Source organism: uncultured Microscilla sp., from assembly GCF_947493425.1.
Lineage (GTDB): Bacteria > Bacteroidota > Bacteroidia > Cytophagales > Microscillaceae > Microscilla.
Window position 1 is genome coordinate 44644 of sequence record NZ_CANLRP010000037.1, and the last position, 12840, is coordinate 57483.

Annotated in this window: 11 protein-coding genes; 4 read left to right on the forward strand and 7 right to left on the reverse strand. The window is 38.7% G+C overall.

The features are described from left to right. Positions 1 to 30: 30 nt before the first annotated feature. Positions 31 to 3501 carry an isoleucine--tRNA ligase gene (gene ileS / locus Q0954_RS12180; protein WP_299457170.1) on the reverse strand — a complete coding sequence of 1157 codons (3471 nt, stop codon included), beginning with the start codon at positions 3499 to 3501 and terminating at the stop codon, positions 31 to 33. Positions 3502 to 3866: 365 nt separating this feature from the next. Between ileS and Q0954_RS12185 the strand changes: the two genes are divergently transcribed. Further along, positions 3867 to 4262 carry a hypothetical protein gene (locus Q0954_RS12185; protein ID WP_299457172.1) on the forward strand — a complete coding sequence of 132 codons (396 nt, stop codon included), beginning with the start codon at positions 3867 to 3869 and terminating at the stop codon, positions 4260 to 4262. A 558-nt stretch (positions 4263 to 4820) separates the two neighbouring features. Here the strand turns inward: Q0954_RS12185 and Q0954_RS12190 are convergent. From Q0954_RS12190 to Q0954_RS12200, 3 genes are all read right to left on the reverse strand, one after another. Continuing rightward, on the reverse strand, positions 4821 to 5843 hold the full coding sequence (locus tag Q0954_RS12190; protein WP_299457173.1) for a hypothetical protein: 1023 nt from the start codon (positions 5841 to 5843) through the stop codon (positions 4821 to 4823). 211 nt (positions 5844 to 6054) lie between these two features. Then, positions 6055 to 6924, reverse strand: coding sequence for a pirin family protein (locus Q0954_RS12195; protein ID WP_299457174.1), 870 nt, complete (start codon positions 6922 to 6924; stop codon positions 6055 to 6057). Positions 6925 to 7639: 715 nt separating this feature from the next. Continuing rightward, positions 7640 to 8569, reverse strand: a complete 930-nt coding sequence (locus tag Q0954_RS12200; RefSeq protein WP_299457175.1) for a hypothetical protein — start codon at positions 8567 to 8569, stop codon at positions 7640 to 7642. A 157-nt stretch (positions 8570 to 8726) separates the two neighbouring features. Here Q0954_RS12200 and Q0954_RS12205 point away from each other — a divergent pair, with 157 nt between their 5' ends. From Q0954_RS12205 to Q0954_RS12215, 3 genes are all read left to right on the forward strand, one after another. Next, positions 8727 to 9077, forward strand: coding sequence for a cupin domain-containing protein (locus Q0954_RS12205; protein ID WP_299457176.1), 351 nt, complete (start codon positions 8727 to 8729; stop codon positions 9075 to 9077). Positions 9078 to 9129: 52 nt separating this feature from the next. Beyond that, positions 9130 to 9936 (forward strand): helix-turn-helix domain-containing protein, encoded by an 807-nt coding sequence (locus Q0954_RS12210; RefSeq protein WP_299457178.1) that lies wholly within the window; start codon positions 9130 to 9132, stop codon positions 9934 to 9936. A gap of 83 nt (positions 9937 to 10019) precedes the next feature. Further along, positions 10020 to 10553, forward strand: a complete 534-nt coding sequence (locus Q0954_RS12215) for a dihydrofolate reductase family protein (protein ID WP_299457179.1) — start codon at positions 10020 to 10022, stop codon at positions 10551 to 10553. Between the two features lie 75 nt (positions 10554 to 10628). On the opposite strand, the gene Q0954_RS12220 is transcribed toward Q0954_RS12215, so the two are convergent. From Q0954_RS12220 to Q0954_RS12230, 3 genes are all read right to left on the reverse strand, one after another. Further along, entirely contained in the window at positions 10629 to 11249 is a 621-nt protein-coding gene (locus Q0954_RS12220) for a hypothetical protein (protein WP_299457180.1), read from the reverse strand. A gap of 177 nt (positions 11250 to 11426) precedes the next feature. Beyond that, positions 11427 to 12212, reverse strand: coding sequence for a lipocalin family protein (locus Q0954_RS12225; RefSeq protein WP_299457181.1), 786 nt, complete (start codon positions 12210 to 12212; stop codon positions 11427 to 11429). A 264-nt stretch (positions 12213 to 12476) separates the two neighbouring features. After that, positions 12477 to 12632: a hypothetical protein gene (locus Q0954_RS12230; protein WP_299457182.1), complete on the reverse strand. Its 156-nt coding sequence runs from the start codon at positions 12630 to 12632 to the stop codon at positions 12477 to 12479. Positions 12633 to 12840: the final 208 nt, after the last annotated feature.

Below are 12840 nucleotides of genomic sequence, written 5' to 3' on the forward strand. Positions count from 1 at the left end.
TATATATTAATAACTAAAAAGCGATACTTTTTAGTTATTCTCCACATTGGCAAGTACCTCAATTTTTACAGTCAAGGTAAATTCTTCTATCTCTAAGGTTTCACCCCCTTCTATATTTGCCTGATCTGCCAGCGAAAGTGCTTGAGTTTCAGTACTTATATAGTCGTGGTGTGTTTTCAGTGCATCTTTTACCAATTCGTCGGTACTGTTAAATACAATGCCTATTTTATCAGTTACCTCCATTCCAGCATCTTTACGGAGGTTTTGTACTCGGTTTACAAAATCGCGGGCAATCCCTTCTTTTCGCAAGTCTTCGGTAATTGTTTCATCCAATATTACGGTAAGTGCTTCGTCAGGGTCAGAAGCCACCGAGTGCCCTTCTTTTACCTCCGAAACAATCACTACATCTTCGGCAACAAAATCAAAGCCGTCTTTGCTTAAAGTACCAGTACTGTCTATAGTAGCAATCTCATCTTTGTTAAACGCATTGACAATGCCTTGCACTTTTTTCATGTCTTTGCCATACTTCTTACCTAACACTTTAAAGTTAGGTTTGATGCTTTTGACTACAATGTCAGAGTTGTCACCAATAAATTCTATGTCTTTGATATTGGTTTCGGCAAGAATCAAATCTTTTACTGCCTCTATCTGACTTTGAGTAGTAGCATCTACTGCTGGCACAATGATTTTTTGCAAAGGCTGACGTACTCTGATGCCCTTGTTACCTTTGGCTGTTTTGCGTAATGAGTGAGTCAATGAAGACAGCTTTTGTGCCAAAGTCATTCTACGCTCAAGGTCGGTGTCTATAATGTCTTCGTTTACCTCTGGGAAGGTAGTCAAGTGAATAGACTCAGACTGATCGCGCCCACTTACTTTGTTTAAGTCAAGGAACAATGCTTCACTCATAAATGGCATGACTGGCGAAGCCAGCTTCAAAATAGTTTCCAAACAAGTATACAGTGTTTGGTAGGCAGCTACTTTGTCATCGTTGAGTTTGGTTTTCCAAAAACGGTTACGGTTGAGGCGTACATACCAGTTGCTCAAGTCGTCCATTGTAAAGGTTTGGATGGCTCTGGCTGCCTTGGTAGGTTCAAAGTCATCATAAAAACCATCTACTTGTTTGATCAAAGTATTCAACTTAGACAGTATCCAACGGTCTATCTCTGGACGTTGTGCTACAGGTACTTCTGTCTGACTATAGTCAAATTCATCGAGATTGGCGTACGTAGCAAAAAACGAATACGTATTTTTAAGTGTGCCAAAAAATCTTCTTGAGACTTCTTTTACACCTTCTATATCAAACTTTAAGTTATCCCAAGGGTTGGCGTTAGAGATCATATACCAACGGGTAGTATCAGCCCCATGTGCATCCATTGTTTCAAAAGGGTCTACTGCATTGCCCAATCGTTTAGACATTTTACGTCCTTCGGCATCCAGTACCAGCCCGGTAGAAACCACATTTTTGAAAGCTACAGAGTCGAACAGCATACCAGCAATGGCGTGTAAGGTAAAGAACCAACCACGGGTTTGGTCTACTCCCTCAGAAATAAAATCTGCCGGAAACTCGTCACGCTCATCTATCATATCCTTGTTTTGGAAAGGGTAATGTAATTGAGCATAAGGCATAGCCCCTGAGTCAAACCAAACATCTATCAAGTCTTGTTCACGGTACATTGGTTTGCCGTTAGGCGATACCAATACAATATCGTCGACATAAGGGCGGTGCAAGTCAAAGTTTTTGCGTTTGAAATAAGCCGAAATCACATCAGCACTTAGTAGTGTGCTGCCATCATCATCAGTTTTTACTTCTTTGATGTTCTCAAATTCACCCACCGGGTTTTCTTGCATCAATCCAGCTTTGATTGATTTTTCTACAGCTTCATAAAGTTCGTATACCGATCCTATACACTCTTCTTCTTTACCGTCTTCGGTACGCCATATAGGCAAAGGTATGCCCCAATAACGTTGACGCGATAAGTTCCAGTCTACGAGGTTTTCCAACCAGTTGCCAAAACGCCCAGTTCCTGTACTCTCTGGCTTCCAGTTGATGGTGTGGTTCAATTGTACCAACTTGTCTTTAGCCGCTGTAGTACGGATAAACCAAGAGTCAAGTGGATAATACAATATAGGTTTGTCGGTACGCCAGCAGTGTGGGTAGCTGTGTTTATATTTTTCTACTTTAAATGCCTTGTTATCAGTTTTTAGTTTGATAGAGATCAATACATCAGTAGATTTATATTCAGGTACTGCTTCCGGATTTTCCTCGTATTCGGCTTTTACGTATAGTCCAGCAAAATCAGTAACTTCCTTTACAAATTTTCCCTGGCGATCAACCAAGGGAACATTGTTACCTTCTTCGTCTTTGACCAATACCGGAGGCACGTTATTTTGTTGAGCTACACGGTAATCGTCAGCACCAAACACTGAGGCAGTATGTACCACACCAGTACCATCGGCAGTGGTTACAAAGTCGCCAGGTATTACGCGGAATGCATTCTTTTCAAGTTCTTCGTTGGTCACATAAGGCATCAACTGCTCATAGCGAACCTCCGTTATATCACTTCCTTTAAACTCTTGTACTACTTCAAAAGGAATCAACTTATCTTCTTTCTTGTAGTCTTCCAGTTTTAGGTCTTTAGCCTTGTCAGAAAAATGCTTGCTTATTAAATCTTTGGCAAGTATGACCGATATAGGCTGGTGAGTATATGCATTAAAAGTTTTTACTTTTACATAAGTAATTTTTTCACCCACAGCAAGCGCACAGTTAGACGGCAATGTCCAAGGGGTAGTGGTCCAGGCAAGTATTCGTACATCTTCGTCGTTGTTTTCAAACAAAAACTCAGAACGTTCGCTGCGTTTTACTTTAAACTGGGCTACAATAGATGTATCAGTTACATCTTTATAGGCGCCTGGCATATTCAGTTCGTGTGAGCTAAGCCCGGTACCAGCTTTGGGTGAAAATGGTTGAATGGTATACCCCTTATACAGCCAGTCTTTTTCGTGGAGCTTTTTCAGTAAATACCACACAGTTTCGATGTAGTCGTTGTGGTAGGTAATGTAGGGGTTGCCCATGTCTACCCAATACCCCATCTTTTGCGTAAGCTTAGACCAGATGTCGGTAAACTGCATGACTGTTTTACGGCATTCTTTGTTGTAGTCTTCTACCGATATTTTTTTACCTATATCGTCTTTAGTAATACCAAGCTGTTGTTCTACCTTTAGTTCTACGGGCAAACCGTGGGTATCCCATCCGGCTTTACGTTTCACCTGAAATCCTTTGAGTGTTTTGTATCGACAAAAAATATCTTTAATTGTACGAGCCATTACGTGGTGAATTCCAGGCATTCCATTCGCTGATGGTGGGCCTTCATAAAACGTAAAGGTTTTCTTTCCCTCACGACTACTTATAGATTTCTCAAATATTTGGTTTTCTTCCCAAAACTCAAGAATATCTGCCTCTAGCTGAGCGTAATTGAGGTCTTTGTACTCATTATACTTCATCAGAATTATAAGATATTTTTTGTCTTTTGTTTGAATTAGGCAAAATTAGTAAAAAACAGACAATAGTTGATAGATTATAAGTTTCATTTTTGACACTACATAACCAATCGTTGTTTTTTGTTCAAATTATTGACTTTACAAAATAATAGGAGATACTAAAATTTTATGCTTATATATCAGCTTGCCAAAGCAGATTGTTTTAGGAGGAGTAGCATAAACTTTAATTTTTTGTTATTTATGTGTTTTAAATAAATTCCATTATGAGTGTTTGTTTAAACTTTGTCTCTAGAGTTAAAAATGATAAGTTTTTTAACCCGGATGGTCAACATTAAACAAGCCCTTACATACCGAAAAATAGAAATACAATGATGCGTTATTCTTGGATATTTGTGCTTGCTGTAGCTTTGTTGGCAAGTTGTGGCGATAAAAAAAATAAAAACAAAGGGGAAACTAAAGATACTACTGCCAATACCCAGGCCGAACTGCCACCTAACCAGCCTGAAGTTATAAGTATTACAGTAGATAGTACTGCTAAAAAGGCAAAAGTAAAGTTTAAAGTGCCCCGTAAGATCAAGGTAAGTGTAGCAGTGACCAATGTAGAAGGTGTAGGCTTGTCGAGCGATCAGGTAGGCGAGGTAGAAGGGGAGTTTGAGCATACGCTTGACTTATCAGATACCAAAAAATTTGGCAAAGGTTTGTACTATGTAAATATAGTGACTTACGAAAATAAGAAAGCTGTAAAAGAAATAATCCTAAAGTAGTGAGTAACGATACTGCAAAAAGGTAGCAATGGGTAAAATCTAACTTTTATATGTTTATCCTCTTTCAGGAAGTAATAAAGAAGCCAAGGAGTAATTTCTTTGGCTTTTATAGCTTCAAATCTGCTCAAATAGAGCTTTGAGCTGGCTGTTTACAAACTTATTTTTTGAGTAGCCTTGGCAGGTATTTTTGCTTCAAGGTTTATCAAGGTGGTAATGAGCAAGATCATTGCCAGCGGCAGAAAAATGCATGAATCGGTAAAAGCATCTAGTGCTTTGGGAACTAAGTAGTTTATACACTATTTCGAGTTTGTTTTGGTGGCTGTCAAACCTCCAAAAAACGAGCATAGCCTAAGCTACGTGAGTTTTTTTAGGTGAAGTCAGCAGGCAAAAGAAGCCGAAATATGTGAAAGGAATTTAGTACCAAGAGCACTAGTGCTCTGTCAATGTTTAGATTGGGGATAGAATGTGGATGAATAATGCAATCTAAAAGCGTGGTAAAAGTTAGCATTGGAATCATAAGAAGTAGCCAGGTTTAGTGTTGGCTACTTTGGTTATTTCTTATTGTTTGGCCTTTTTTCGTTTGTACTTGTACCACATGATAATGGCAAAAACTATAATTAAGATAGGGATAAGGTATGCCATAATGAGTGGGAAAATGACCAAAATTCCTCCATTTTTGCTATATATTTTAAAATCAACTGCTTGCACTGTTTTCCACCCTGTAGTGTTGAGTTCATTCCCTTTCAGTGCGTCTATTTTCTTAAAATATCCTGGAGCAGCCTGTAATACTTTATTGAAGTCAAAATTGTTCAGTTTTTTAGAGTAACGGATGACTACATTGCTGTTTTCGGTGGGTTCGAGGTCAGCAAAATCATAGACCATCTGTTGTTTACCATCAGTTTTAAAAGTTTTGAAAGGGTATACGCCTTGTACCGATGGTATTTTCAGCGTATCCATCAAGCGTACATAAATTCTACCTTTGTTTATGTTTTTTGCCCAGGCGCGCCCTGACTCTAGTAAATAGCTAAATCCATTGTGGTAGTCGGCATTGTAGCCTTTGCGGAGCTGGGCGGTATTGGTATTTACAATAAAGTACACGGTCAACTTAGTCAATTTTTGGGGTGCATAAGCCGCCTCCCAAATGTACCAGTTGTCGGTATGGTCAAGGGTTTTGTAGTGATAAGCCTCTACGTTGGCGCTACTGGCTCTTTTGACAGTGGCATTTTTTCCATTTACTTTTACCTGTAGGTTATACAAATCAGACATTTGCACACTATAAGCGGCTTTGTTCATAAACCCGCTATTGATAGGGTAGCCTGTAGTAAGGTTAATGGCTGTATCACTGTGGTTGTACATCTGGTATTCGCCTTTTACTACGGCAAACCCTGGGTACAGCATAATGGTAACCAACTCACTTTGCATTTGAATCTTGTCGAGGTGTACGCTGTCTTTGGCAAAAAACGGAATAAAGTTGATCCCTGCACCAACGTCCCAAAAACCTGGCATTGCTGCATTGGCCAATGGCTTGCCCTGAAAACAAACCACTAATAAAAGACTTGCTATAATATTGCGTATGTTCATTGTTGTTCTTCTTCTAATGTTTTTGAGGCACAAAACTACAGCTTTTAGTCAGGAGCACCAAGAGTCTCAGGTTTTAAGCGGCAAATGGCAAGTCAAACCCTGCTCCAAACGATTGTTAATAAAATTGCAGTGCCTTTGCTTTCAAGTGTTTATCAAATTGGTGGGTAATTACCTTTAGTTTTTACTCAACTTTTAAACAAATGCCTATATATTATGGAACAGGAATATAAGTATCATCACCTGGTACTTTCGGAAACTGTTTATTTTTCCAGTCTTCACTTGCTTTTTTTAGGCGGTCACGCGATGATGATACAAAATTCCAAAATAAGTAACGAGGTTCGGGCAGAGGTTGCCCACCAAATAACAACAATTGTGTGTCAGCCGCTAACTGTAGGCAACATTCGTTTTCGGTCTTCGATACCAGCATTTGCCCTGCTTCTACGGTGTTGGAATCATCAGTTACTTTGCCTTTTACTACCACTACTGCTATTTCCCCTTCAAGTTGCCCTTGCAGGTCTAACCAAGTGCTTTTAGTAGCTTTAATGTCAACCATAAACAAAGGAGAATATACAGGCAAGGGCGATTTTTTGCCATAACCCTCCCCCGCTACCAAAGTAAATATAAGGTCATTTTCCTGCCAGCGAGGTAAGTCCGTTTTGGGTATAAAATCGAAACGAGGGGACATTTCTTCTTTTTCTTTGGGCAAAGCCACCCACACCTGATAGCCGTGCAAAGTATGAGGAGCCTTGCCACGCAAATATTGGGGGGTTCGCTCGGTATGTGTTACACCACTGCCCGATGTCATGAAGCCTACATCGCCTGGGGTAATTACTTGGTGGGCACCTGTGCTATCGCGGTGAGCTATTTCACCTTCGAACAAATAAGTAAGCGTTGACAAACCAATGTGAGGGTGTTGATCTACGTCTACATATTTGTCTTTGCCAATGAGTGATGGACCCATGTGGTCAATAAAAGTAAAAGGACCCACTTGCCGTTTTTCACGCACAGGCAGCAACCTACCCACTACAAAGTTCCCAATGTCGCGGCTCTTTTCTTCCAGTATCATTTTGTTATTTGCCATAAGTAGTTGTTTAGGGTTTAATGAGGAAGATAATCTACTTTATAAATATACTGCTTGAGGGCGGTATTTGGAAACGATGATGTAGCCAAAGGCAAATAGGCGTGTATATTTGTGAAAAAACTTAACAAAGATGAGCCAAGGTTTTAAAATATGACCAAAACCTTTGAGTAATTTATGAGAGTGTTTACCCTAATTTGCCTACTAAGTAAAAACGCAAATTAAAAGTTGTGAGGAATGACTACTTAAAAGGAGGAACAAGGAAGCGTCAGATAAATGTATACAAAGGATTTTAAGCGAGTATGGATGTGCCTGAGTTTATTGTGATTCTGGAAGGTAAAGTTAGGTTGCCTATTTTTTATAAACGCCCTTGTTTTGTTGTATTTGTACTGTGCTTTTAGGTAAAAGTATAACCTTAAGGTAGTCATCAGGAAAATATTACCTCAGGGCTTGTGTAAAATAATAAAACTTTACAAGATAAGGCACTTACCCCATAAGCTTTTGTTCAACATCTCCAATTGACTTCCGAAGTTTGCGCTAAGCGTAACATTTTGACAGGATGACGTAAAAAACACGCACTTACATACAGTAGGTACGTGTATGGTTTAGAGATTATAGAATTAAAATTGAGCTGTTTGTGTAAGTTTGGTTTTGGGTGTCTAAGAATATCTTTATTTGTGCATTGGTACCAAAGGACTTGAAGCTAATTAATGACTATTTAACCTGCTAAAACTAAGTCCTGATCTTTGCGATATTTGATAAAGCGTTGTTGATAAAAATCCAACAAGCTTTCAAAGTTTTCTTGATGTGGAATATAAAGAAAGTTTAATGCTAAGTGTTCAGTTTTGTCTTGGTTTTTGGTGGTTTTTAGGTAGTCATCATTAAAAATTACCTTGAGGTCATTGCCTTGCAGCAATACAGATTCAAGGTTTTTCCAGGGGAGACGCAAAGCCTTGTAACCATCATAATACTTTATTTCTTCGCTGTTGGCGGCAAGCATTGGTTCATTGCACTGGGCAAGGGTACGATAATGGATGATTTTTTTGATAAAACTGACAATGTAAAGCATAAATATTGCCCCTAACCCTACTTTTACCCATAGATAACCCGCAAAACTCATCCACAAAAAAGCATACAAGGCGGCAGGAGCTAAAATCATGAGCATTAAATCCCGTATTTCTTTTGTCACTTGCTTTTTTTCTATGTAATAAGCCATTTCCCACGGAATTTCTACTACATCTTGCCAGTGTTGATTGTTTGATTGAAGTCCAGCCAATCTTTTTTCTGTTTTTAGGCGATCATCTTGCCCAAGTTGCTTCAATGCTTTTCTATCTTTCAAGCCTCGGTTACTGAGCCAGTCACGACGGATGCCTTCTCTTTCGGCAGTGTGTAAATCTTCGGTATGCAACAGTACCCATAGTTGCCAACGTTGACTGCCTTGGCTTTTAAGTTTTTGGTTGATAAACAAGACCAATACTCCATACAAAGGGATAAGAATGTTACTAAGGGCAAACCACCCTAAAAAACGAAGACCAAACAGGCTGGCAATTACCAGGGCACTAACTAACATTAGCATTTTAAAGGGGCGTTCTATCATTTTTTGCCCTTGGCGTATTGCCATAGCAGTAGTAGAGTGTTGGTTTGTCATGGAAGGCATAATGTTTTAATATGGCTTATGATTTATTTGCGTCATAAACCCATACAAGGTATAGGTGTAACAGTGGAGTTTTTTCGTCTGTTTTTTTTAAGTTGTAATAACTATATCTTTGGCATTTATTTACAATTGAAATCTGCTATTATTTGAAATGAAAAAGACAAAACAAAATAGCGAACATTATAACTGGGGCAGTAAATGTGAAGGCTGGCACTTAGTCAAAGACCAATCGCTCAGTGTAATACAAGAAATAATGGCGCCCCATACCAAAGAAGAGAGGCATTTTCATGCGGCTTCACAACAACTTTTTTTTATTTTAAAGGGCAAAGCAACTTTTGAACTGGACGGCAAGGTAATAGAGGTAATGCAAGGAGAAAGTTTGCACATAAAACCCAGGCAGAAACACCAAATACAGAACAATGCTGATGAAACCCTTGAGTTTTTGGTGGTGTCGCAACCCGCTACACGCGGCGATAGAATGGAGGAGGTGGCAGAAGAGTAATTTTGGTAAGAGAAGGCGTATTCAATTAGTAAAATAAACATTTTCTAAGTTTATGATAAATCATCAAGTGGCCTTACATATTAACCGTACCACTGCTACCATAGATACTATATGGCTTGCCGAGCAGTCACATATAGCCGTAACATCACTTAGTTTGCCTTATCTACAACATGAACTAATACTCAATCAAGGAGACATTTTTAAGGTAAACGATTCATCAGAAAAGCAACGGGTCATTTATTCTCCTCTTGCTCCCCAGTGCATTACCACCAAAGCTTATGGTAGGTATCAGGCGCTGGGCATTATGTTTCAGCCTATAGGTATTTATGCTACTTATGGCATAAGTGCCTTAGATTTTGTCCAATCAAGTAATGCGGTCAGATTATTTGACAAAGCTACCGAACTTGATCAAAGGTTTGCTGAAGCAGCAGCCCCAGCAGACAGGCTGCAGGTATTGATAAGTTTTTTTCAACAAAACACCGTAAACAAACCCTGCCCACCTGTTGTGTTACATTTTCTTAAGGTGGTGTCATCACTTGCTTGCCAACCCGTAGAAATTCAGAAAATAGCCAAAGATTTACACTTTAGCGCCAAACATCTCATTGCTACGTTTAAATCTGTAGTGGGCATTACACCACATAAATATTTACAGTTGTTACAGCTCAATCACGCCTTACAGAGAATGATTGATTGTCCTGGTCAAAAATTAACCGAAATTGCCTTGGAATATGGCTTTTATGATCAATCACATTTCATCAGGGTTTTTAAACGTTATGCAGGCATTAGCCCACTTAAGTTTCGATCACAGCAAGCCAAACAATCGCATGGGTTTATCAATACCTTGATTTATAAGGCATAACTCGTTTTACAAAGGTGCATTTTGTCCAATTTTTATTGCTTGATAAGCCGTTATTTTGTGAAAAACAATAATAAAAGAGATTGATGCGAAAAGTAAAACTATATATTGCTATAAGTCTTGACGGCTTTATTGCCCGCAAAGACGGAGCACTCGACTGGCTAGAAAATATTCCTAACCCCAATAAGCTAGACTATGGGTATCAGGCATTTTACGACTCAGTAGATACAGTGCTGATGGGACGAGCGACTTATGAAGAAATACTGGGTTTTGGCGTAGCCTGGCCTTATGGCAATTGTCAATCGGTGGTGTTTAGCCGTAATAAATCTTTGAAAATTAGCACACCAAAAACTCAATTGATCCATGAAGATGTTACAGCTTATGTGCATGGGTTGAAACAAAAGGTTGAAAAAAACATCTGGTTGGTAGGAGGGGGGAACTTACTCACCTCATTTTTAAATGAGGGCTTGGTAGATGAAATGATCATTGTCATTGCTCCTGTAGTGATTGGTGAGGGCTTACCCTTGTTTCCTAATGTACCTCAAGAAACTACTCTCGAACTGGTTAATACCACTAGTTATGATACAGGGTTTGTGAGTTTGACTTATAGGGTAAACTAAAGCAAACACCCTTTTGAAGTAGTCTATCAGACTACTTCAAAAGGGTGTTTGTATTAACAAGTAATAGTTATGCCCTTAATCCAAAAATTTGATGAATTTAAGGTTTTTATCAAACCACCATTTTGCATCATTTTTAGTATTTACTATTTCATACCAAGAGCCACGGGCTATGATCACCTTGAATATGCGGTTTTCCCCTTCTTTTTCAAACTTCAGCCCTTCTTTGTCCATAATAGGTTGAAAGTCAGCCAGTTTTTTGTCGGTGGCCAGGTGTCGAGTATATGCCCATTCGTTGGTTGGACTAAAAATCACATAATTTTCAATGCCTCCACAGTCACACTTCTTAAAACCTTCCTTGTTTTGTTTCCACACTTGCTTGCTTACATCCTTGCAAGTTTTGGTACGTTTAGTCACTTCTTGCTTTAGTTTGTCAGAAGGGGTAAAATCTTCTGCTTGCTCAAAGTGTGGAATGTGTTGAGTATAGGCAGAATACATTACTATAGCCGATGCTTTAAATTCGGGTGTGGTAGTGTCTACCTTTGCCGAATCTGCTTTGGCAAGTTTTTTTAATGAGTCAATGACTTTCAGAGAATCATCAGTGGTATTGTTTGTTGATTCTTTGCCAGAGTTACAAGCTCCTAAACCAAAAATCAGTAATAAACAAAAGAGGGCGTAAACGGGTAAATTTTTATGCATTATTCCAATTGATTTAGTTTTTAAATTCAGGTTATAAAACGGTGTGAAACACCATCTATTACTGGTATGTAAGATGAGTCCTAAAAATAAGTTGAATATGCTATTATAGCACAGCAATGATACCAGTTTTTTTTGTGGAAGAGGGTAGGTGTATAAACAAAAGTTCTGGCATAGCCCTTACTTCACCCGCTCAAACAAAATCTTTTCTCCCTTCTTGTCGTCTTGAGCAATCATTTGGTTTTGGGTAAAATACAATACTGTTACGTTGGTTTCTTTGATTTCCCCTTTTTTTTCATTGGTAAACTGGAGTTTATTTGATCCGTTTACCTTCCAGGTACCATTTTCTTTTTCAATTACATTGTCCAAAGGAGTTTTTAATTGAGTAGTACCATCTTTTTTGAGCGCATACTTAATACCCAAAAGCATGGTTATTCCCTTGCTTTCTACTGCCACAGCTTTCCAGGTTCCAGTAAGCTTCTTTTTACTAATTTTTGCCGTATTGGTATTTTTAAAATCTTTCAAAATTTTATTGAGTGATACAAAATATACTTTCTCACCCGGCTTTTTTTTGCTCTCCAGCACCAGCAAATCAGGCGTAAGCTTGAGTATCTTTTCCGATTTTTCTTTGCCTTTATCATTCGTAGTGATCAAGCGGTCGCCTTCTATTTTCCAGCTACCTTTGATAGCATCTCCTTTTTTATCTTTCGCTGCCATGGCTGCCATCATTCCTCCGATTTTGGTAGAGCCATCTTTTAAAAACTCAACACTGACATTGCCAAATACAATCGCCATCATTTCTTGTTTGGCGGTCATGCTCTTTTTTTTCTCAGCTGGTGTGTTTTTAAGCATGTATTCCATAGACAAATGCCAGGCACCAATAAGGTCATCTTTATTAATTTGCGCTTGAGTGCTTGTCATAAAAAATCCCGCAATGTATACAGTGAGTATTAACTTCAGTTTCATAAGATGAATAATTTAAATGATCAAATAATGTGGTAGTAATGAAGAAACCCTCTCAGTTTGTGCTGATAGGGTTAAAACATTGTTTAACTGGTTAACGGGATTTTTCTTTATCAGATTACTAAGGCCTTACAATCTGTCCATTGGGAGTAATATGGTAGAAATAACCCCTTTGTTCGCCCATGGATTGTCCAGTCGAGTGCCAAGTACTCGATATTTTACTGTTGGCTTGTATGGTTACGTCACAAACTTGGTTGTAGCCCACCATCATGTGGCCCCCCCCATAAAGCCTACTACTTCGGTGGCAATTGCCTTACCCGATTTACGGTTAAAGGTGTTGAGCACTATAGATTGAGAACTATGATACCCTCTAATGTATAAAATACCAATCAAGTTTCTACTTATTTTAAAGCATCCATCCAATACTTTGAAAGTTTTCCCCTCTTATCGTAGTTTTTAGTTGGTAAAATAGCTTAAAAGCAAAATACCAATTTATAATGAAAACGAAAGAGTCTTTGTTAGATTAAATCACTATTTGCGATGATGAAATAGTAACTTACGTTTCGCTGATTTCTAGGTTGGAAAAAAGAAAATAGTTAAACTCGCTGTATGATCACAGAACGAGTAGATG

What these genes read in the sequence shown, in the direction of transcription:
- ileS (WP_299457170.1), bottom strand. Translation starts at nt 3,501, where the DNA reads ATGAAGTATAATGAGTACAAAGACCTCAATTACGCTCAGCTAGAGGCA.
- Q0954_RS12185 (WP_299457172.1), top strand. Translation starts at nt 3,867, where the DNA reads ATGATGCGTTATTCTTGGATATTTGTGCTTGCTGTAGCTTTGTTGGCA.
- Q0954_RS12190 (WP_299457173.1), bottom strand. Translation starts at nt 5,843, where the DNA reads ATGAACATACGCAATATTATAGCAAGTCTTTTATTAGTGGTTTGTTTT.
- Q0954_RS12195 (WP_299457174.1), bottom strand. Translation starts at nt 6,924, where the DNA reads ATGGCAAATAACAAAATGATACTGGAAGAAAAGAGCCGCGACATTGGG.
- Q0954_RS12200 (WP_299457175.1), bottom strand. Translation starts at nt 8,569, where the DNA reads ATGACAAACCAACACTCTACTACTGCTATGGCAATACGCCAAGGGCAA.
- Q0954_RS12205 (WP_299457176.1), top strand. Translation starts at nt 8,727, where the DNA reads ATGAAAAAGACAAAACAAAATAGCGAACATTATAACTGGGGCAGTAAA.
- Q0954_RS12210 (WP_299457178.1), top strand. Translation starts at nt 9,130, where the DNA reads ATGATAAATCATCAAGTGGCCTTACATATTAACCGTACCACTGCTACC.
- Q0954_RS12215 (WP_299457179.1), top strand. Translation starts at nt 10,020, where the DNA reads ATGCGAAAAGTAAAACTATATATTGCTATAAGTCTTGACGGCTTTATT.
- Q0954_RS12220 (WP_299457180.1), bottom strand. Translation starts at nt 11,249, where the DNA reads ATGCATAAAAATTTACCCGTTTACGCCCTCTTTTGTTTATTACTGATT.
- Q0954_RS12225 (WP_299457181.1), bottom strand. Translation starts at nt 12,212, where the DNA reads ATGAAACTGAAGTTAATACTCACTGTATACATTGCGGGATTTTTTATG.